Below are 19,048 nucleotides of genomic sequence, written 5' to 3'. Positions count from 1 at the left end.
GGCTGGGCGCGGGCGCGTTTCGCGTCTGCGCGCGCCCACTCCAACCCAACGCCAGATAGGACACGGTTTGTCGAAGGAAGAAAAGGTCGAGCTCGAAGGCGAGGTCGTCGAGGCCCTGCCGAACGCCATGTTCCGCGTGAGACTCGACAACGGGCATCTCGTCCTCGGCCACGTGGCCGGCAAGATGCGCCGCTTCCGCATCCGCATCCTGCCGGGCGACCGCGTGCGCGTCGAGCTCTCCCCGTACGACCTCGATCGCGCGCGCATCGTCTATCGCCACCGCTGAGCCGGTGGCCGGGCGCGGCCCGATCAGCCGCCTCGGAGCGGGTTGAGATGCGGGAGCTCGCGCTGATCGACGCGCTGAGCGAGATCCTCACCCATGAGCATGCGCGCGTCGTCCGCTGGATCGGCGACGACGCCGCGGTCGTGCGGGCGCGCCCGTTCGCCGTCACCTCCGTCGACACGATGGTCGACGGCGTCCACTTCCGTCACGCCGGACCCGACGGCTTCGCCTCGCTCGCCGACGTCGGCCACCGCGCGCTCGCCGGCGCGCTCTCCGACCTGGCCGCGATGGGCGCCGAGGCCGGCGAGGCGTACATCGCGCTCGTGCTGCCGCCCGGGCTCGACGAGGCCGGCGTGCACGAGCTGTTCGGCGCCGCGCAGGCGCTCGCGTCCGCGACCGGCACGACGATCGCCGGCGGCGACCTCGCGCGCGGCCCGGTCCTCGTCGCGAGCGTGACCGTCGTCGGCTGGGCCGACCGCGAGGAGGAGATCGTCGGCCGCGACGGCGCCCGCCCGGGCGACCTCGTCGGCGTCACCGGCGCGCTCGGCGCGTCGGGGGCCGGCCTCGCCGTGCTCGAGCGGCGCGCCGGCGCCGGCGACCCGCAGCTCGACGCCGCGCTCGCGCGCCGGCACCTGCGGCCGCAGCCGCGGATCGCCGCGGGTCGCGCGCTCGCCGCGGCCGGCGCGCGCGCGATGATCGACCTCTCCGACGGCCTTGCGACCGACGCCGACCACCTCGCGCGCCGCAGCGGCGTGCGGCTGTCGCTGGCGCTGGAGCGGCTCCCGCTCGCGCCCGGCGTCGCCGCGGTGGCGCGCGCGCTGGGCGAGCGGCCGGCCGCCTTCGCGGCGACCGCCGGGGAGGACTACGAGCTGTGCTTCTGCGTCGAGCCGTCGCGGCGCGCCGCGGTCGAGGCGGCCGCCGAGGTCACGTGGATCGGGACGGTCGAGGCGGCCGGCGGAGCGCCCGGAGCGGAGCTCGGCGGCGACGCGTCAGCCGACGCCGCCGGCGAGCGGCTGCGCGGCTACGAGCACGGCTTCTGAGCGGCGGCGCCGCCGCCGAGCTCGTCGCATAGGTCGCCGAGCAGCTCGCGCACGTCGGCGCGGCGGAGCGCTCTGTGCACGGCCAGCATCCTCGCCACGAACGCCTCGGCGACGGCATCGACGTCCACGTCGTAGTCGGCCCGCGCGATGCGGGTTCTCAAGTCGTTGATCTTCACGGTCCTGGTGGGTTCCATCGAGTCTCCGGCACGGCGGCAGCCACGGCCGACTCCGGCGCCCCGCGGGAGCGGAGCGCCTGCCAGGATGCCCGTCCTGCCGTCCCTATCGGGAGCCGGCAGTTGGCGCATGAGGAACATCTCGCAGGGTTGGACATCCGGCCAGACGCGGCCGGCCGAGCGTCCTGCCGTCCGCGTGCCGGGCGCGGCCGCGCTCAGTCGCGCGCGGCGCCCTGGACGGCCGCTCCGCGCTCCTGCACCGAGTCCAGCCGCGCGAAGACGATGATCCGCTCCGCGGCGCTGTACTTCGGGTGGCACGCCGACAGCACGAGCCGCTCGTAGCCGACGTCTCTCGTCACCCAGATCGCGTCGGGCGTGACGATCTGCTGCTTCTCGACGCGGTAGACGAAGCGGGCGTACGGCATCTCGACGACGATCTCCTCGCCGCCGGTGAGCTGGTCGACGTCGCGGAACGGCGCGCCGTAGGTGGTGCGGTGGCCGGCGATCGCGACCGTGCCTCTCAGGCCCGGGAAGGTCGTCTCGGGATAGTGGCCGGGGCCCTTCCTGAGGTCGTCGGCGTTCGTCCCCTGGACGACGACGGCGTCGACGCCGATCTCGGGGATCTCGATCCGCCCGAACGGCTCTCCGTCGCGAGCGTCGCGGCGGGCGAGGCGGGCGAGGAAGGCGACCCGGCGTCTGTCGCTGTCGAGCTTCGCCAGCACCCGTCTCTGGACCGGCGTCGGCGCTCTCTCCTCGATCCTCTCCAGCTCGTCGGAGAGCCTGCTCTGCTGCATCGACGCCATCAGCGCCGAGACCGGCTCCTGCCAGACGAGCGTCACGCCCGCGTCGGCGATCAGCAGGACCCCTGCGACGATCAGCACGGTGGAGAAGGCGCGCAGCGCTCGTCGCATCGTCCAAGTATTGCGTGAGGCCGGGTTCGGCGAGCCGTCGCGGCCGCCTCAGCGGCGCAGCGCCGACTCGGTGCCGCCGAGCGATCCCGGCCCGGCGTAGGTGCGGGGGCCGCGGACCGACGGGGGCGCGCCCGGCCCGCCCGACAGCGGCGGCTCGCCGAGCGCCTGCCGGATGCCGATCGCGAGCACCGCGCCGGCGCAGCCGAGCACGACCGCCCAGCCCAGCGCGGCGGGCAGCGAGATCCCGCCGCCGGCGACGAGCAGCAGCCCCGTCCACGCCAGCTCGAGCGGGCCGACGTCGAACTGGCCGAGGTAGGAGATCGCGATCAGCAGCGGCGGGACGAGGCCGACGAGGAACAGCGCGAGCGCGGCGAGCGGATGGAGCCGCGTCTCCGGCGCGATCGCCAGCAGCCACAGGTGGAGCGCCGGCACGAGCAGCAGCGCCGTCCACGGGTTGGCGATCCAGACGACGACCGCCGCCGCGCACAGCACGATCATCACGGCGGCGGCGGCGCCGGGGGTGCTCGGGTCGCGCGGCGCGCCGACGACCCGGCCGAGGTAGGGGCGCAGCAGGAACCAGGCGAGCGCGATCACGACGACGACCGCCGCCAACGCGGCGAGCCCGCCGCCCTCGAGCGGGATCGCGTCGGCCGCGACCGGCCCCGGCGGCGCGGCGCCGATCAGGCCCGTCAGCTTCAGCGCGACCACCAGCAGCACGCCGAGCACGAACGGCAGCGCGCAGAGGGCGACCCATCGCAGCCAGCGGCCGACCGGCTCCTGGCGGCGGCGGACGCGCGCGAAGCCGTCGATCGTCGCGATCAGCACCGGCAGCAGCAGGACGGCGCCGAGCAGCCGGATCGGCCACGCCGGCAGCAGCTTTCTCTCCAGCAGCACGTAGCCCTCGGCCTCCGGCATCGATCTCGCGCCGTCGAGCGCGCTCATCGTGCGCAGCACCGCGCGGCCGAATCTCTCCAGCCGCTCCTCGGAGACCTCCTGGTCGGCGGCCGGCGGCCGCTCGCCGCTCGCCGACAGCAGCACCGCCGGGATCCCGTCGCCGACGAACGGCCCCTGCAGACCGAGCGTCAGCGGGAAGGCGAGACGGGCGAACTGCGTGGCCGGCTGAGCGCGGCCGGCGGCGAGTCCGGCCTCGGCCGAGAGCGCCGTCTCGACCGTGCGGCGCAGCTCCAGCGGCGCCGTCCGCGGGCCGTCGCCCCACGGCACGACGAGCGGTCTGACCGTCTCGTCGCCGGCGAGGTCGCCGAGCACCACCACCGCGTCGACCGGCCCGCCGAGGTGCTCGGCGAGGTCGCGCGCCGCCGCGGGGCCGCCGCTGATCGACGCCAGCACGAGCGTGCGGTTGAGCGTGCGCGAGCCGACGACGCGCGCCAGCTCCAGCAGCGCCGCCGTGCCGGAGAGCTGCGCCCGCGCGCCGCTCCCGACGGCGTCGCGCTGGGCGACGACGAGGACGCGCTCGCTCGAGAAGCCGGTCCGCTCGCCGTAGACGGAGGCGACCTGGCGCGTGCCGTCGACGGTCGCGGCGCCGAAGCGGCGCGTTCTGACTCTGAAGCCGATCCCCTCCAGCCCCTCGCGCACGCGCTCGGCGACGAGCCGGTCTCCGGGCGAGCCCGGCTCGCGGTTCGGCGCCGCCGCCGCGAGCGCGTCGAGCTGCGTCAAGGCGACCTCGCCGTCGAAGGCGTCGGGTGCGAGCGTCGTCGTCGCGCCGGGCGGCTGGTCGCGCAGCGAGAAGCCGACGAGCACGAGCGCGAAGATGACGGGCAGGAAGGCGGCGCGGTAGATCCGCGGGTCGAGCACACCGGCAGGTTATCCACCCGCCTGCGCCGGCCCGTCACCCGCTCGCAGCGGCTCGCCTTTCCGCCTGTGCGCCCCGCCACTAACCTTCCCACCCGGAGGCGGATGACCGAACGAGCGACGCGCATCTTGCTGGTGGACGACGAGCAGTCGATCCAGACCCTGCTCTCGTACCCGCTGCGCAGAGACGGCTACGAGGTCGTGCAGGCGACCGACGGCCGCGAGGCGCTGGAGCGGTTCGACGAGCGGCCGTTCGACCTCGTCGTGCTCGACGTGATGCTGCCGCAGCTCGACGGCCTCGAGGTCTGCCGCCGGCTGCGCAGCCGCTCGTCGGTCCCGATCATCATGCTGACCGCCAAGTCGGAGGAGATCGACAAGGTCGTCGGCCTCGAGATCGGCGCCGACGACTACATCACCAAGCCGTTCTCGATGCGCGAGTTCCGCAGCCGCGTGAAGGCGGCGCTGCGCCGCTCGGAGCTGCTGCGCTCGGCCGAGCGCGACGGCGGCGCGCTCGACGCCCACGAGCTGCGGATCGATCCCGACAAGCGGACGGTGACCGTCCGCGGCGAGGCGATCGCGACGACCTTCGTCGAGTTCGAGATCCTCATCACGCTCGCCCAGAGCCCCGGCCGCGTCTTCACGCGCGACATGCTGCTCGCGCGCGTGTGGGGTGACTCGGCGTACCGCGACCCGCGCACGATCGACGTCCACATCCGCCACCTGCGCGAGAAGATCGAGCGCGACCCGAAGGAGCCGGAGTACCTCTTCACCGTGCGCGGGGTCGGCTACCGCTTCCGCGACACCGACGCCTGACCCGCCACCACCGCCGATGCGCTCGCTGCGGAACCGCCTCGCGTTCCTCTTCTTCGCGATCACGCTCGCGGCGATCGGCGCGCTCTACCTCTACCTCGCGCCGCAGCTGGAGTCGCGCCTGCGCGACGAGAAGATCGCCCAGCTGGAGGCCGCCGCCCAGCAGACGAGCGCGGAGATCGGACGGACGATCGACAGCGAGGAGGGCTTCGACGCGATCGCGGAGCTCGTGCGCGACGCGGCCGACGCCGCCAACGCCCGCATCACGCTCTTCCACGTCTACACCACCGCCGGCGGGCCGACGGTCGACGGAGTGCCGCTGACCGACTCGACCGACAGACGGGCGCCGGCCTCGTTCGAGGCGCTCGCCAAGCGCGCCGTCGCCAGCGGCCAGGTCGAGTCCGCGGCCGAGACCGAGATCGACGGCCCGGTCGCGGAGGTCGCGGTCCCGCTGCGGCCGAGCGCCGGCGGCAACGTCGCGCGCGTCGCCGTCTACTCGACGCCGATGAGCGACGTCGAGGGCAACGTCGACGTCGTGCGCCGGCAGATCGTGATCGCCGGCGCGCTCGCGCTCGCGCTCGCCGTCCTTGCCGGCTGGCTGGTCGCCCGCGCGCTCGCGCAGCGCGTCAAGCGCCTGGAGCAGGCCGCCGAGCAGGTCGCGGCCGGCGACTTCTCGCGCCAGATCCCGGTCGACTCCGACGACGAGCTCGGCCAGCTGGCGCGCGCCTTCAACGACATGCAGCGCCAGCTCGCCCAGCTCGACCGCGCCCGCAAGCAGTTCATCGCGACCGCCTCGCACGAGCTTCGCACGCCCCTCTTCTCGCTCGGCGGCTTCGTCGAGCTGCTGGAGGACGAGGAGCTCGACGAGGAGACGCGCCGGCGGTTCCTCGCGCAGATGCGGCTGCAGGTCGAGCGGCTGCGCAAGCTGACGATCGACCTGCTCGACCTCTCGCGCCTGGAGGCCGGCTCGCTCGAGCTGCGGCCCGAGCCGGTCGACCTCTCCGAGCTGGCGCAGGCGGTCAGCGGCGAGTTCGAGCCGGTGCTCGCGCAGCGCGACGCCCACCTGGAGGTGCGGCTGACGGGCAGGCCGGTGGAAGCGCTCTGCGATCCTGTCCGCGTCGCACAGATCATGCGGATCCTGATCGACAACGCCCTCACCCATTCGAGCCCCGGCACCGACGTCGTCGTCTCGGCCACGCGCGACGACGGCTTCGCGCGCCTGGCCGTGCGCGACTACGGCCGCGGGATCGAGCGGCAGGCGCTCTCCCAGATCTTCGAGCCGTTCTACACCTCCGACGACGCGCAGGGATCGGGCCTCGGCCTCGCGATCGCGAGCGAGCTGGCCGAGCGGATGAACGGCCGCCTCGGCGTCGAGTCGCGTCCCGGCCGCACCGTCTTCACCTTGGAGCTGCCAGCGTGAGAGCCCGCGCCACGATCACCGCCTGCGCCGCCGCGCTCGCGCTCGCGACCGGCCTCGCCGCCTGCGGCGGGGACGGCGAGGAGCGCGGGCTGGCCGCGACCGCCGCCGACGGGCCGGTGCGGACGGCGACGACGCGCGTCGAGGTGATCGGCCACCTGGCCGAGGGCCGCTTCGACCCGAGCGTCGTCTACGCCCGCGAGGCGACCGGCGTCGTGACCGTCATCAGCCTCTTCGAGGGCGACAGGGAGGGCGAGAGACCGAGCGGCGCCGAGGGCCTTGGCTCCGGCTTCGTGATAGCCGGCGACGGCCGCATCGCGACCAACGCCCACGTCGTCACGAACGGCACCGGGGCGAACGTGCGAGAGGCCGAGACCGTCTACGTCCAGTTCGCCGACGGCAACCAGGTGCCGGCCGAGATCGTCGGCACCGACCTCAACTCCGACATCGCGCTGATCAAGGTCGACCCGGCCGGCCTGACGCTGCGCCCGCTGCCGCTCGGCACGAGCAGGGGGCTGACGGTCGGCGCGCCGGTCGCGGCGATCGGCAGCCCCTTCGGCGAGCCGCAGTCGCTCTCGGTCGGCGTCATCTCGGGCGTCAACCGCACGATCGACTCGCTCAACTCCGGCGGCGAGCACGGCGGCGGCCGCTTCGCGATCGGCGGCGCGATCCAGACCGACGCGGCGATCAACCACGGCAACTCCGGCGGCCCGCTCGTCGACGCGCGCGGCCGCGTGATCGGCGTCAACGCGCAGATCCAGACGACCGGCGGCGGCGGCGAGGGGGTCGGCTTCGCGATCCCCGTCGACACCGTCAGACGGTCGCTCGACCAGCTCGCCGAGAAGGGCACCGTCGACTACTCCTGGATCGGCGTCTCGACCGTCCAGGTCTTCCCCCAGCTCGCCGACCGCTTCGACCTCGCCAGCGACAGCGGCGCGCTCGTCCAGCAGGTCACGCCCGAGAGCCCGGCCGCGCGGGCCGGCCTCGTCGCCGGCGACGAGCGCGACGTGCCGTTCCAGGCGTCGCGCTACACGATCGGCGGCGACCTGATCACGAAGGCCGACGGCAGAGCGCTGACGCAGCAGTACGACCTCGCGACCGCGATCGCGCCGCGCTCGCCGGGCGACGTCGTCGCGCTGGAGGTTTGGCGCGGCGGCGAACGGCGCACGGTTCAGGTGACGCTCGGGACACGCCCGGGCTGATCCCTTCCCAGGCGGGGCGCGCAGCCGATATGGTCCGCGCGCCAGCCAATCGACTCAGCCAGCGCGTCCATGCTCCAACCAGTCGCCGTCGGACACAAGACCCTCGCGGACTACGCCAGCATCGTCGGACGCACGCTCGTGGAGGAGATCCGCGAGCTGGCCGACCCGCTCCGCGGCACGCGGGTCCTGCACCTCTCCGCGACCGCCTTCGGCGGCGGCGTGTCGGAGATCCTCTACACGATGGTCCCGCTGATGAAGGACGTCGGCCTCGACGTCGAGTGGCAGGTGATCTACGGGCGCGAGGAGTTCTTCAACGCGACCAAGGTGATGCACAACGCGCTGCAGGGCAACCCGCAGGACCTGACCGAGGACCAGTGGGAGTCGTGGCGCCGCTACAACGAGATGAACGCCCGCGAGCTGTCGCGCGGCTGGGACGTCGCGATCGTCCACGACCCGCAGCCGGCGGCGATGCACACGCTCGTACCGGAGAAGGCGCGCCATTGGATCTGGCGCTGCCACATCGACCTCTCGACCCCGAACGCGGCGACGATGGAGCGGCTGCTCCCGTACATCCAGACCTACCCCGCGTCGGTCTTCCACATGGAGCAGTACGTGCCGGCGGGGATGGAGGGGCAGATCCACATCGTGCCGCCGGCGATCGACCCGCTGGCGCCGAAGAACATGGCCTTCTCGCCCGAGGACGCGACCTACATCTGCCAGCAGTTCGGGATCGACGTCGACCGGCCGCTGCTCTGCCAGGTGTCGCGCTTCGACCCCTGGAAGGACCCGCTCGGCGTGATCGACGCCTACCGGATCGTCAAGGAGGAGGTCCCCGACGTCCAGCTCGCGCTCGTCGGCTCGATGGCGACCGACGACCCCGAGGGCTGGGACTTCTTCAACGCGACCGTCGCCCACGCCGACGGCGACCCCGACATCCACATCCTCAACAACTTCAACAACGTCGGCGCGATCGAGGTCAACGCCTTCCAGTCGCATGCCGACGTGCTGATCCAGAAGTCGACGCGCGAGGGCTTCGGCCTGACCGTCTCGGAGGCGATCTGGAAGGCGCGCCCGTTCATCGGCGGCAGGGTCGGCGGCATCCCGCTGCAGGTCGAGGACGGCGTCACCGGGTACCTCGTCGAGAGCGTCGAGGAATGCGCCGCGCGGGCGACCGCGATCCTGCAGGACCCGGGGCTCGGCCGCAGGCTCGGGCTCTCGGGCAAGGAGCACATCCGCAAGCACTTCCTGATGCCGCGGCTGCTGCGCGATTGGCTGAAGATGATCAACGAGCTGGAGGATCAGTCCCCTGTCCGCTGAAGGTGCGCCGCTCGTCCTCGTCTCCAACCGCGGCCCGGTCACCTTCGGGCCGGGCGGCGAGATGCGCCGCGGCGGCGGCGGGCTCGTGACGGCGCTGACGGGCCTCGCCTCCCACCGCGACGCGATCTGGATCGCCTCGGCGATGACCGAGCAGGACGTCGCCGTCTCCGAGCAGCACGGCGGCGGGCCGTTCACCGCCGAGCTGCCCGACGGCGGCAGCTACAAGGTCCGGCTCGTCGCCTCCGACAGCGGCGCCTACGACCGCTTCTACAACGTCTTCGCGAACCCGATGCTGTGGTTCATCCAGCACTACCTGTGGGACCTGTCGAACGCGCCGGACATCCGCCGCGAGGAGGTCGAGGCGTTCGAGTTCGGCTACAACGTCGTCAACGAGGACCTCGCGCGGGCGGTGCTGGAGGAGATCGACGGCGAGAGAGAGCCGGTCGTGATGGTCCACGACTACCACCTCTACACGCTGCCCGGGCTGGTGCGGAGGGAGCGCCCGGACGCCTTCCTGCACCACTTCGTCCACATCCCGTGGACCCAGCCCGACGCCTGGCGCGTGCTGCCCTCCAAGATCCGCACCGAGATCTACGAGGGGATCCTCGCCAACGACATCGTCGGCTTCCACACTCGCTCCTACCGGCGCAACTTCCTGCAGTGCTGCCGCGACCTGATGGACCTCGAGGTCGACTTCGAGCGCGGGATCGTCTTCCACGACGACCACGAGGTGTGGGTTCGCGCCTACCCGCTGCCGATCGACGCCGAGCAGACGCGCGCGGTCGCCAGGCGCCCGCGGACGGCCGAGTTCGAGGGCGAGCTGCTGCGCCGCCGCCGCGAGCACCTGATCCTCCGCGTCGACCGCGCCGACCTGAGCAAGAACGTGCTGCGCGGCTTCACCGCCTTCGACGTCTTCCTCGAGCAGCATCCCGAGTTCCGCGAGCGGGTCACCTTCGTCGCGCAGCTGATGCCGTCCCGGACCGACGTGCCCGAGTACGCCGAGTACCTCGAGCGGATCGAGGCGGTCGTCGCGGTCGTCAACCACCGCCACGGCACCCCCGACTGGATGCCGATCCACCTGAAGCTGCGCGACGACCTCGAGGAGGCGGTCGCCGCCTACAAGAACTACGACGTGCTGCTCGTCAACGCGATGTTCGACGGCATGAACCTCGTCGCGAAGGAGGGCCCGCTCGTCAACGAGCGTGCCGGCGTCTCGATCCTGTCGGAGAACACCGGCGCCCACGAGGAGCTCGGCGAGTTCGCGCTCTCGGTCAACCCCTTCGACATCCAGGAGCTGGCCGACTCGATCCACGCCGCCCTGACGATGAGCAGAGAGGAGCGCGAGCGCCGCGTCGAGGGCCTGAAGGGGATCGTCACCATGCGCGACCCCGGCGACTGGATCGACGAGCAGCTCGCCGACATCCGCAAGAAGGAGCGCGCCGACGGCGCCTGAGCGCCGACGGCGCGCTACTCGAAGCCGAACTCGCCGGGCCGCGACGGGGCGGGGGCGGGAGCCGGCTGAGCGGGAGCCGGCTGAGCGGGAGCCGGGGCGGCGGGCGCCGCCGACGCCGGGGCTGGCGCGGGCGCAGCGGCTTCCGGCGGTGCCGGATCGGCCGGGGCCGCCTGTGCGGGAGCCGGAGACGACGCCGGCGCGGCATCCCCCGCCGCGGGCGGGCCCTGCCGCCGGCGCCCCGCGCCTCTCGGCCGCTCGCCGGATCCGCGCACCGCACCGCGCCGCTCCCGTTGGCGGCGCCGCTCGCGTTCACCGCGCCGCTTTCGCTCACCCCGCCGCTCGCGTTCACCGTGCGGCTCCCGCTCACCCCGCCGCTCGCGTTCACCGCGCTGCTCCCGCTCACCCCGCCGCTCCCCTCCGTGCGCGCGCTCACCACCGCGCGGCGGCGGCTCGCCCTGTGCGGCGGGCGGCTGCGACGGCGGCGGCTCGGCCGGGACGGCGGGCAGCTCCGCGGGCTGCCGCTCGATCGCCGCGGGCAGGCGCGGCGGCTCGCCGCCGCGGCTCCAGACGACGGCGAGCGCGACGGTCGCGACGACGGCCGCGATCCGCGCGATGCCGCCCCAGCCGCCGCTCCACGCGGGCGGCCGAGGCCGCTCCGATCGCCGCTCGTCGCGAGGGGGTCGCAGGTCCGGGCGCATTCCATACCGAGTGATCCGGACGCCAAAGCTCGCCCCCTTGGTATAGTGCTCCGCCGCTGTCAAGCAGACGAAAGCCCATGGCCGAACTCACCCCCATCTACGACCTCATGATCCTGCTCCAGACGTCGATCGACGACGAGCGTCGCGCGCAGATCCGCGCCGACGTCGAGCAGACGATCGCCGACCACGCCGGCCAGATCGAGCTGACGCAGGAGTGGGGCGTGCGCCCGCTGGCCTACGAGATCGACCACGTCAGAGACGCCGAGTACAACCTGCTGCAGTTCAGCGGGCCGGCCGAGCTGGTCGAGGCGCTCTCCTACAACCTCAAGATCGCGGACGGCGTCATGCGCCACCGCATCATCAAGGTCGCTCCCGGCGCGCAGACGCCGCTCGAGCCGCCGGCCGGCGCGATCGACGCGCCCGCCGAGGCCGCCGAGCCGGTCGCCTGAGCGCGAGCGCGCTCGCCTTCGTCACGACGCTCGCGCGCGGCTGTGAAGTTTCAGCGCACGTTCCGGGGTAGCGACGTTCTCACACCCCGGAACGCGGTCTAGACTCGAACGCCGCTGAACCTGCCGCCGAAAGGAGCCTCATGGCCGCCACCAACATCAACCGGGTCGTGATGACGGGCAACCTGACCCGGGACCCCGAGCTGCGCGCCCTGCAGAGCGGCATGTCGGTCTGCAGCCTGCGCATCGCCTGCAACACGCGCCGCAAGGACTCGACCGGCAACTGGGTCGACAAGCCCAACTACTTCGACGTCACCGTCTGGGGGGCGCAGGGCGAGAACTGCGCCCGCTACCTGACCAAGGGCCGCCCGGTCGCGATCGACGGCCGCCTCGAGTGGCGCGAGTGGACCGACAGAGAGTCCGGGCAGAGACGCCAGGCGATCGATATCATCGCCGATTCGGTGCAGTTCCTCGGCGGCCGCGACGACTTCGGTGGCGGTGGCGGCGGAGGGAACGGGTTCGCCGGTCCGCGTCCGGACGTCTCTGGAGGGAGCGACGTCCCGATCGACTCGCAGGACTTCCGTTCCGCGCCCGCTCCGGCGGCGCCGGCCGACGACGACATCCCGTTCTGAGCAGCACGACTACGAGGTAAGGCCAAGAGTGGCGAAGCAGCGCAGCCGTCCTTCGAGACGGCGTGACAAGAAGGGCGGATTCGGTTCCAACCGGCGCAAGCCGTGCCCGTACTGCAAGGAGAAGGTCGCGCAGGTCGACTGGAAGGACGTCGACACGCTGAGAGCCTTCGTCTCCGACCGCGGCAAGATCCGCTCGCGTCGCCTCACCGGTGCCTGCCGACGCCACCAGAATCAGGTCTCGAGCGCCGTCAAGCGGGCGCGCGAGCTGGCCCTTCTTCCCTACGTCGCCGACGGCGCGCCCGAGCGGGCGGGCGGCCGGCGCGACCGCGGCGACCGCGAGGAGCGTTGACGATGCCCCAGGCAATCCTTCTTCATGACGTCGAGCAGCTCGGCGAGAGAGGCGAAGTCGTCGACGTCTCGCCCGGCTACCTGCGCAACTTCCTGATCCCGCGCAAGCTCGCCGAGCCGGCCACGAAGGGCGCGCTCGAGGCCGCTCAGAGACGGCAGGCCGCCGCCGAGAGAGCCGCCAGAGAGGCGAAGGACCGCGCGCAGGAGAACGCCGCGCTGCTCGGCCGCACGGTGCTCACGATCGAGCAGCAGGCCGGCGACGACGGCCGTCTCTTCGGCTCGGTCACCGCGCAGGACATCGCCGACGCGATCCGCGACGCCCGCGGCATCAAGGTCGACAAGCGCAAGATCCAGCTCGAGGAGCCGATCCGCAACATCGGCACGCACATGGTCGTCGTCGAGGTCGACGAGGGCGTGCACGCGACCGTCAAGACGATGGTCGTCGAGCAGAAGTAGCTTCCGCTTCGAGCCTTCGTCTCGCACCAGCGGGCCGCGGTCTGACCGCGGCCCGTCGTCGTTCTGCGCCCTCTTCGCGCGCATTCCTTCGCAAATAGCGGCCGAAAGATGTTCCGTCCGGGTCGCCTGATAACGGCCTTGCTAGCGTCCGCCGCATGCGGCGGACGCGTCCCACCCCCTGATCCATGTCCGCCACCGAGCAGCACGAGTTCCAGCACGCCCCGCCGCACAACCTCGAGGCCGAGCAGTCGGTGCTCGGCGCGATCCTGCTGGCGGAGGGGACGCTCTACGGCCTCATCATCAACGAGGGGCTGAAGCCCGAGCACTTCTACCGCGAGAGCAACGCGACCGTCTACCAGGCGATGCTCGACCTCTACGGCGAGAGCCGCGAGATCGACGTGCTGACGGTCACCGAGCACCTGCGCTCGATCGGCAGACTCGACGAGGTCGGCGGGCCGACGGCGATCGACGCGCTCGCCGGCGCCGTGCCGGCCGCCGGCAACGTGCGCGAGTACGCGCGGATCGTCCACAACAACGCGCTGCTGCGGCGGCTGCTGAGAACGACCCGCGAGATCCAGGCCAACGTCTACAACCACGCGGCGCCGGCGCGCGAGGTCGTCGAGTGGGCCGAGCGCGACATCCTCGACGTCGCCCACGACGACCGCCAGAAGGACTTCCGCTCGATCGGCGCGGTGCTCGACGACGAGCTCGACAAGCTGCAGCGGATGTCGGTCCAGTCGACCGTCATGACCGGCACGCCGTCGGGCTTCAAGGACCTCGACGAGATCACCGGCGGCTTCCAGCCGGGCAACCTGATCATCCTCGCCGCGCGCCCCTCGATGGGCAAGTCGGCGTTCGTCACGAACATCGCGGAGAACGCCGCGATCATGCACAGAAAGCCGGTCGCGCTGTTCTCGCTCGAGATGTCGGAGGCCGAGCTGGCGCAGCGCTTCGTCGCCTCCCAGGCGCGGATCAAGGGCGAGGACCTGCGCAAGGGCAGAGTCGCCGAGAACCGCTGGCCGAAGATCCTCGAGGCGAGCCAGCGGCTGGCCGACTCGCCGCTGTACGTCGACGACTCTTCCGACATGTCGATGCTCGAGGTGCGCGCGAAGGCCCGGCGCCTCCACCAGCAGAACCCCGGCGGGCTCGGCCTGATCATCGTCGACTACCTCCAGCTGCTGCGACCCGACGGCCGCGTCGAGAGCCGCGTCGAGCAGGTCGGCCAGATGTCGCGCGGGCTGAAGATCCTCGCGCGCGAGCTGCAGGTGCCGGTGATCGCGCTGTCGCAGCTGTCGCGCGCGGTCGAGACCCGCACCGACAAGAGACCGATCCTCTCCGACCTGCGCGAGTCGGGCCAGATCGAGCAGGACGCCGACCTCGTCATGTTCATCTACCGCGACGAGTACTACGACAGAGAGTCCGAGCGCGAGGGCGAGGCCGACATCATCATCGCCAAGCACCGCAACGGCGGCCTGGCGGACGTCGTCCTGACGTTCCAGAAGGAGTACCCGAAGTTCATGAACTTCGCCGGAGATCGCTTCCAGTAGCGACCGCCGGAGCGAGGCGACGCAGGCGCGCCCGGCGACCGGACCGTCCCGTGGAGGGGCGCGCATCTCCCCTACACTGTCCATCGCTATGTCAGGCATCGTGATCGTGGGCGCCCAGTGGGGCGACGAAGGCAAGGGCAAGATCACCGACCTGCTCGCCGAGCGGGCGGACGCGGTGATCCGCTTCCAGGGCGGCAACAACGCCGGCCACACGATCGTCCGCCACGGCGAGACGTGGAAGTTCCACCTGATGCCGTCCGGGATCCTCTATCCCGGCAAGACCTGCGTGATCGGCAACGGCGTCGTCGTCGACCCGAAGGTGCTGACCGAGGAGCTCGACGAGCTGCGCGGCCGCGGCGTCGACACGAGCGGGCTGCGTCTCTCCGCCAACGCCCATCTGATCATGCCGTACCACATGATGCTCGACGACGCCGGCGAGGCGAGACTCGGCAAGCTGAAGATCGGCACCACGCGCCGCGGCATCGGCCCCGCCTACGCCGACAAGGCGTCGCGGATCGGCATCCGCGTCCAGGACCTGCTCGACGAGAAGATCCTCAAGAAGAAGATCGTCGCCGCGCTCGAGCCCAAGCGGCTTGCGCTGCGCCCGTTCGCGCGCGACCCGCGGCTCGACCTGCAGTCGATGGCCGAGGAGTACCTCGCCTACGGCCGCCGCCTCTCCGAGCACATCGCCGACACGACGAGCCTCGTGTGGGAGAAGCTCGACGGCGACCAGATCGTGATCTTCGAGGGCGCCCAGGGGGCGCTGCTCGACCTCGACCACGGCACCTATCCCTTCGTCACCTCGTCCAACCCGATCGCCGCCTCAGCCTGCATCGGCAGCGGCGTCGGCCCGAAGGACATCGACGAGGTGTGGGGGATCGCAAAGGCGTACAGCACCCGCGTCGGCTCCGGGCCCTTCCCGACCGAGCTCGACGGCGAGCTCGGCGAGGAGCTGCGCCAGAGAGGCGGCGAGTTCGGCACGACGACCGGCCGCTCGCGCCGGACCGGCTGGCTCGACCTCGTCGCGCTCCGCTACGCCGCGCGCCTCAACTCGATGACGGCGATGGTCGTCACGAAGCTCGACGTCCTCTCCGGCCTCGACACGATCAAGGTCTGCACCAGCTACAAGGGCGAGGACGGCGCGGTCTTCGAGACCTACCCGTACCACCAGACGGTGCTCCACCACGCGAGAGGCGAGTACGTCGAGCTGCCCGGCTGGAGCGAGGACATCTCCGACGCCCGCAGCGAGGAGGAGCTGCCCGAGAACGCGCGCGCCTACCTCCGCTTCATGGAGGAGTTCATCGGCGTGCCGATCGTGCTCGTCTCGGTCGGCCCCGGCCGCGAGCAGACGATGTGGACCGAGGCCGGCCTGGAGACCGCTCCGGGCCGCGCGATCCCCGCCGGCTGAGCAGCCGGCGGCCGGGGCGCGTCAGCGCCAGCGCTCGATCAGCTCGTCGTCGGGCACCTCGCGCACGACGCGCGCCGGGACGCCGATCACGACCGCGCGCGGCGCCACGTCGCGCGTGACGACGGCCCCGGCGGCGACGAACGCCTCCTCGCCGACCTCGACGCCGGGCACCAGCACCGCGCCCCCGCCGATCCGGCAGGCGCGCCGCAGCACCGCGCCGCGCAGCGGCGTGCCCGGCGCGATCCGGCCCATCGCGTCGTCGTTGGTCGTCATCGCGCACGGGCCGACGAAGACGTCGTCCTCGACGACCGAGAAGGCGGTCAGGTAGACCGAGGTCTGGACTCTCACGCGGGCGCCGATCGCGACGTCGTTGTCGACGGCGGAGCCGCGGCCGATCACCGTCCGCTCGCCGACGACAGCTCGCTCGCGCACGTACGCCTGGTCGCCGACGATCGCGCGCGGGCCGATCGTCGCGCCGTTGAAGACGACGGCGTTGCAGCAGATCGTCGCGCCGTCGCCGATCGTCAGCGGCCGCGCGCCGCCGGCCGCCGCGGCGGCCGAGCCCGGCGCCAGCCGCGGGCCCTTGCCGAGCACGGCGCCGTCCTCGATCGTGACGCCGTCGCCGATCACGACGCCGTCGTGGACGACGACGTTGGCGCCGAAGCGGACGCCCTCGCCGACCTGGGCGGAGGGGCTGAGGACGAGGCCTGGTGCGGTCATGGCCGTGAAGCGTATGGCGTCGGCCGGGCGAGCGGCCGGTCGACGGCGGAGGGGCGCGAGGCGGCGGACAGATACCCTTTCGCGCGGTCCATGACGCAGCCCGCCCCCGCACCCCTCCGCGCCGCCGTGCTCGGCCTCGGCATGATGGGCCGCCACCACGCCCGCATCCTGCAGGCGCTGCCGGGCGTCGCCTTCGCCGGCGCGGTCGACCCGGCCGGCGACCGCCACGGCGCCGTGCGCGACGCCGAGCTCGTCTTCCCGTCGCTCGAGCGGCTGCTCGAGGCGACGCGCGTCGACATGGCCGTGATCGCGCTGCCGACCGAGGAGCACCTGCCGGCGGCGCTGGCGCTCGCCGACGCCGGCGTCAGCATGCTGATCGAGAAGCCGCTCGCCGCCTCCTCGGCGGAGGCCGAGCGGATCATCGACGCCATCGGCAGACGGGGCCTCGCGGCCGCGGTCGGCCACGTCGAGCGCTTCAACCCGTCGCTGATGGCGCTGCGCGAGCGGCTGCTCGCCGGCCAGCTCGGCGACGTCTTCCTCGTCGCGACCGAGCGGGTCGGGCCGTTCCCCGAGCGGATCCGCGACGTCGGCGTCGTCAAGGACCTCGCGACCCACGACCTCGACATCGTCCGCTGGGTCGCCGACGCGCCGATCGCGACCGTCTCGGCCCAGACGGCCCATCGCACCGGGCGGCCGCACGAGGACCTCGTGCTCGTCACCGGCCGGCTCGCCTCCGACGTCCCGTTCAACACGATCGTCGACTGGCTGACGCCGACGAAGACCCGCCGCACCCGCGTGCTCGGCGATCGCGGCATGCTCGTCGCCGAGACGGTGACCGCCGACCTGACCTTCTACGAGAACGGCCGCGTCACCTCCGACTGGACCAGCGCGCAGGCGCTGCGCGGCGTCTCGGAGGGCGACGCGACCCGCTACGCGCTCGCCCGCAGCGAGCCGCTGCGGACCGAGCTGGAGGCGTTCCGCGACCTCGTCGCCGGCGACCCGGACGCCCCGGTCGTGACGCTCGCGCAGGGGCTCGCGGCCGTCCGCACCGCCGAGGCGGTGCTCGAGAGCGCCGCCGGCGGCCGGACCGTGCAGGTCGCGCCATGAGAGTCGTCGTCGTCGCGCTCGGCAAGATCGGCCTCCCGCTCGCGGTCCACGCCGCGCGGGCCGGCCACGAGGTCGTCGGCTGCGACGTCGACCCGGAGGTCTGCGCGAAGGTCAACCGCGCCGAGGAGCCGTTCCCCGGCGAGACCGGGCTGAAGGCGGCGCTGGAGGAGGTCGTCGGCGACGGCCGCCTGCGCGCGCAGACCGACACGACCGCCGCGGTCGCCGCCGGGCCCGACCTCGTGATCGCCGTGCCGCCGCTCATCGTCGACGCGCAGGCGAGACCGGACTGGACGATCCTCGACGCGGTCGTCGCCGACGTCGCGCGCGGGCTGAGAGCGGGGACGACCGTCAGCATCGAGACGACGGTGCCGACCGGCACGACGCGCGGGCGGATCGCGCCGGCGCTCGCCGCCGGCAGCGGCCTGGAGGGGGAGCGCGACTTCTTCTGCGTCTTCAGCCCCGAGCGGGTCTACAGCGGCCGCGTCTTCAGAGACCTCGACACCTACCCGAAGCTGGTCGGCGGCCTCAGCGCGGCCGGCGAGACGCGCGGCGTCGAGCTCTACCGCGCCTTCATCGGCAACGGCGCCGAGGTGTGGGGCATGGGCTCCGCCGAGGCCGCCGAGCTGACGAAGCTGGCCGAGACGACCTACCGCGACGTCAACATCGCGCTCGCGAACGAGTTCGCCCGCCACGCCGACGCGCTCGGCGTCGACGTCGGCCGTGTGATCGACGCCGCCAACAGCCAGCCGTTCAGCCACATCCATCGGCCGGGCGTCGCGGTCGGCGGCCACTGCATCCCGGTCTACCCGCACTTCTACCTGCAGGGCGACGCCGGCGCGCGGCTGCCCGCGACGGCCCGCGAGGTCAACGGCGCGATGCCGCGCTACACCGTCGACCAGCTCGCCGCGGAGCTGGGCGAGCTGGCGGGGCGGCGGGTCCTGATCCTCGGCGTCGCCTATCGCGGCGGCGTGAAGGAGACCGCCTTCTCCGGCGCCTTCGGCTTGCACGACGCGCTTGCGGCCGCCGGTGCGGTGCCGCTCGCGGCCGACCCGCTCTACGACGACGGCGAGCTGCGCGCGCTCGGCTTCGAGCCGTGGGACGGCGGCGCCGTCGACGGCGCGATCCTGCAGGCCGACCACGACGAGTACCGGCGTCTCGCGCCGGGCGACCTGCCCGGGCTGCGGGCGCTGGTCGACGGGCGCGACGCGCTCGATCCCGCGCCGTTCCGCGCCGCCGGCGTCGCCGTGCGGCGGATCGGGCGCCCGTAGCGC

At 72.9% G+C, this 19,048-nt stretch carries 19 protein-coding genes; 15 read left to right on the top strand and 4 right to left on the bottom strand.

Annotated features, from left to right (window positions below; genetic code table 11):
* The first annotated feature begins 67 nt into the window (after positions 1-67).
* Together infA and thiL are read left to right on the top strand one after the other, a co-directional pair.
* Complete coding sequence (infA, locus tag BDZ31_RS03380; protein ID WP_183338977.1) at positions 68-286, top strand: translation initiation factor IF-1; 219 nt, start codon at positions 68-70, stop codon at positions 284-286.
* 47 nt (positions 287-333) lie between these two features.
* On the top strand, positions 334-1,323 hold the full coding sequence (gene thiL, locus BDZ31_RS03375) for a thiamine-phosphate kinase (protein WP_183338975.1): 990 nt from the start codon (positions 334-336) through the stop codon (positions 1,321-1,323).
* Here thiL and BDZ31_RS03370 read toward each other — a convergent pair.
* From BDZ31_RS03370 to BDZ31_RS03360, 3 genes are all read right to left on the bottom strand, one after another.
* A complete protein-coding gene (locus tag BDZ31_RS03370) occupies positions 1,305-1,517 on the bottom strand; it encodes a hypothetical protein (RefSeq protein ID WP_183338973.1) in 213 nt (70 codons plus the stop codon). The two genes, thiL and BDZ31_RS03370, sit on opposite strands and share 19 nt — an antisense overlap.
* A gap of 194 nt (positions 1,518-1,711) precedes the next feature.
* Positions 1,712-2,407, bottom strand: a complete 696-nt coding sequence (locus tag BDZ31_RS03365; protein ID WP_183338970.1) for a class E sortase — start codon at positions 2,405-2,407, stop codon at positions 1,712-1,714.
* A 48-nt stretch (positions 2,408-2,455) separates the two neighbouring features.
* A complete protein-coding gene (locus tag BDZ31_RS03360; RefSeq protein WP_183338968.1) occupies positions 2,456-4,219 on the bottom strand; it encodes a zinc-binding metallopeptidase family protein in 1,764 nt (587 codons plus the stop codon).
* 102 nt (positions 4,220-4,321) lie between these two features.
* Between BDZ31_RS03360 and BDZ31_RS03355 the strand changes: the two genes are divergently transcribed.
* From BDZ31_RS03355 to BDZ31_RS03305, 11 genes are all read left to right on the top strand, one after another.
* Entirely contained in the window at positions 4,322-5,029 is a 708-nt protein-coding gene (locus BDZ31_RS03355) for a response regulator transcription factor (protein WP_183338966.1), read from the top strand.
* 16 nt (positions 5,030-5,045) lie between these two features.
* The gene (locus BDZ31_RS03350; RefSeq protein WP_183338964.1) at positions 5,046-6,446 is read left to right on the top strand and encodes a sensor histidine kinase; all 1,401 of its coding nucleotides are present in this window, start codon (positions 5,046-5,048) and stop codon (positions 6,444-6,446) included.
* Positions 6,443-7,645, top strand: a complete 1,203-nt coding sequence (locus BDZ31_RS03345; RefSeq protein ID WP_183338962.1) for a trypsin-like peptidase domain-containing protein — start codon at positions 6,443-6,445, stop codon at positions 7,643-7,645. The genes BDZ31_RS03350 and BDZ31_RS03345 overlap by 4 nt, the downstream gene beginning before the upstream one ends.
* 69 nt (positions 7,646-7,714) lie before the next feature.
* Positions 7,715-8,962, top strand: a complete 1,248-nt coding sequence (locus tag BDZ31_RS03340; protein ID WP_183338960.1) for a glycosyltransferase — start codon at positions 7,715-7,717, stop codon at positions 8,960-8,962.
* A gap of 61 nt (positions 8,963-9,023) precedes the next feature.
* Positions 9,024-10,415 carry an alpha,alpha-trehalose-phosphate synthase (UDP-forming) gene (locus BDZ31_RS03335; RefSeq protein ID WP_246344398.1) on the top strand — a complete coding sequence of 464 codons (1,392 nt, stop codon included), beginning with the start codon at positions 9,024-9,026 and terminating at the stop codon, positions 10,413-10,415.
* 775 nt (positions 10,416-11,190) lie between these two features.
* Entirely contained in the window at positions 11,191-11,562 is a 372-nt protein-coding gene (gene rpsF / locus BDZ31_RS03330; protein ID WP_183338959.1) for a 30S ribosomal protein S6, read from the top strand.
* Between the two features lie 140 nt (positions 11,563-11,702).
* Positions 11,703-12,191, top strand: coding sequence for a single-stranded DNA-binding protein (locus BDZ31_RS03325; RefSeq protein WP_183338957.1), 489 nt, complete (start codon positions 11,703-11,705; stop codon positions 12,189-12,191).
* Positions 12,192-12,219: 28 nt separating this feature from the next.
* A complete protein-coding gene (rpsR, locus tag BDZ31_RS03320; RefSeq protein ID WP_183338955.1) occupies positions 12,220-12,540 on the top strand; it encodes a 30S ribosomal protein S18 in 321 nt (106 codons plus the stop codon).
* A gap of 2 nt (positions 12,541-12,542) precedes the next feature.
* Positions 12,543-12,995, top strand: coding sequence for a 50S ribosomal protein L9 (gene rplI / locus BDZ31_RS03315; protein WP_183338953.1), 453 nt, complete (start codon positions 12,543-12,545; stop codon positions 12,993-12,995).
* A 185-nt stretch (positions 12,996-13,180) separates the two neighbouring features.
* Positions 13,181-14,542, top strand: a complete 1,362-nt coding sequence (dnaB, locus tag BDZ31_RS03310) for a replicative DNA helicase (RefSeq protein ID WP_183338950.1) — start codon at positions 13,181-13,183, stop codon at positions 14,540-14,542.
* Between the two features lie 88 nt (positions 14,543-14,630).
* Entirely contained in the window at positions 14,631-15,950 is a 1,320-nt protein-coding gene (locus BDZ31_RS03305; RefSeq protein ID WP_183338948.1) for an adenylosuccinate synthase, read from the top strand.
* A gap of 21 nt (positions 15,951-15,971) precedes the next feature.
* Here BDZ31_RS03305 and BDZ31_RS25385 read toward each other — a convergent pair whose 3' ends face one another.
* Positions 15,972-16,670: an acyltransferase gene (locus BDZ31_RS25385; protein ID WP_183338946.1), complete on the bottom strand. Its 699-nt coding sequence runs from the start codon at positions 16,668-16,670 to the stop codon at positions 15,972-15,974.
* Between the two features lie 90 nt (positions 16,671-16,760).
* Here BDZ31_RS25385 and BDZ31_RS03295 point away from each other — a divergent pair, with 90 nt between their 5' ends.
* Together BDZ31_RS03295 and BDZ31_RS03290 are read left to right on the top strand one after the other, a co-directional pair.
* The gene (locus BDZ31_RS03295; RefSeq protein WP_183338944.1) at positions 16,761-17,777 is read left to right on the top strand and encodes a Gfo/Idh/MocA family protein; all 1,017 of its coding nucleotides are present in this window, start codon (positions 16,761-16,763) and stop codon (positions 17,775-17,777) included.
* Positions 17,774-19,045: a nucleotide sugar dehydrogenase gene (locus tag BDZ31_RS03290; RefSeq protein ID WP_183338943.1), complete on the top strand. Its 1,272-nt coding sequence runs from the start codon at positions 17,774-17,776 to the stop codon at positions 19,043-19,045. Before BDZ31_RS03295 ends, BDZ31_RS03290 begins: the two co-directional genes overlap by 4 nt.
* Positions 19,046-19,048: the final 3 nt, after the last annotated feature.

The sequence above is a fragment of the Conexibacter arvalis genome, from assembly GCF_014199525.1.
Classification (GTDB): Bacteria; Actinomycetota; Thermoleophilia; order Solirubrobacterales; family Solirubrobacteraceae; genus Conexibacter; species Conexibacter arvalis.
This window is presented reverse-complemented; position numbering and strand designations above follow the sequence as displayed.

Excerpts from the sequence above, each read along its gene's own strand:
- thiL (WP_183338975.1), top strand. The coding sequence starts at position 334 with ATGCGGGAGCTCGCGCTGATCGACGCGCTGAGCGAGATCCTCACCCAT.
- BDZ31_RS03370 (WP_183338973.1), bottom strand. The coding sequence starts at position 1,517 with ATGGAACCCACCAGGACCGTGAAGATCAACGACTTGAGAACCCGCATC.
- BDZ31_RS03365 (WP_183338970.1), bottom strand. The coding sequence starts at position 2,407 with ATGCGACGAGCGCTGCGCGCCTTCTCCACCGTGCTGATCGTCGCAGGG.
- BDZ31_RS03355 (WP_183338966.1), top strand. The coding sequence starts at position 4,322 with ATGACCGAACGAGCGACGCGCATCTTGCTGGTGGACGACGAGCAGTCG.
- BDZ31_RS03350 (WP_183338964.1), top strand. The coding sequence starts at position 5,046 with ATGCGCTCGCTGCGGAACCGCCTCGCGTTCCTCTTCTTCGCGATCACG.
- BDZ31_RS03340 (WP_183338960.1), top strand. The coding sequence starts at position 7,715 with ATGCTCCAACCAGTCGCCGTCGGACACAAGACCCTCGCGGACTACGCC.
- BDZ31_RS03335 (WP_246344398.1), top strand. The coding sequence starts at position 9,024 with ATGCGCCGCGGCGGCGGCGGGCTCGTGACGGCGCTGACGGGCCTCGCC.
- rpsF (WP_183338959.1), top strand. The coding sequence starts at position 11,191 with ATGGCCGAACTCACCCCCATCTACGACCTCATGATCCTGCTCCAGACG.
- BDZ31_RS03325 (WP_183338957.1), top strand. The coding sequence starts at position 11,703 with ATGGCCGCCACCAACATCAACCGGGTCGTGATGACGGGCAACCTGACC.
- rplI (WP_183338953.1), top strand. The coding sequence starts at position 12,543 with ATGCCCCAGGCAATCCTTCTTCATGACGTCGAGCAGCTCGGCGAGAGA.
- dnaB (WP_183338950.1), top strand. The coding sequence starts at position 13,181 with ATGTCCGCCACCGAGCAGCACGAGTTCCAGCACGCCCCGCCGCACAAC.
- BDZ31_RS03305 (WP_183338948.1), top strand. The coding sequence starts at position 14,631 with ATGTCAGGCATCGTGATCGTGGGCGCCCAGTGGGGCGACGAAGGCAAG.
- BDZ31_RS25385 (WP_183338946.1), bottom strand. The coding sequence starts at position 16,670 with ATGACCGCACCAGGCCTCGTCCTCAGCCCCTCCGCCCAGGTCGGCGAG.
- BDZ31_RS03295 (WP_183338944.1), top strand. The coding sequence starts at position 16,761 with ATGACGCAGCCCGCCCCCGCACCCCTCCGCGCCGCCGTGCTCGGCCTC.
- BDZ31_RS03290 (WP_183338943.1), top strand. The coding sequence starts at position 17,774 with ATGAGAGTCGTCGTCGTCGCGCTCGGCAAGATCGGCCTCCCGCTCGCG.